The organism is Blastococcus sp. MG754426 (assembly GCF_021699055.1).
GTDB lineage: Bacteria > Actinomycetota > Actinomycetes > Mycobacteriales > Geodermatophilaceae > Blastococcus.
In genome coordinates, this window is sequence record NZ_SSXC01000222.1 from 1 (window position 1) to 222 (window position 222).

The following is a 222-nucleotide window of genomic DNA, read 5'->3' on the forward strand; positions in this document are numbered from 1 at the left end:
CCACGCCGGGCGGCTGACCGTGCCCCAGCTGCGCGCCCGGGTGCGCCGCGCCCTGGCCCGGCTGGACGCCGACGCCCTGGACAAGCGCCGCGAGGAAGCGGCCACGCGGGCCGACGTCACGGTCCGGCGCACCGGTGACGGGATGAGCCAGCTCGTCGCCGACCTGCCCGTGCACCTGGCCGCGGCCTGCGCCGACGCCATCGACCAGTACGCCCAGCTGCT

1 protein-coding gene is annotated in these 222 nt (G+C 78.4%); it reads left to right on the forward strand.

Annotation, left to right across the window (positions count from 1 at the left end):
- Positions 1–222 (forward strand): DUF222 domain-containing protein (locus E9549_RS23035; protein ID WP_236828912.1); only part of this gene is annotated, 222 nt, incomplete at both ends.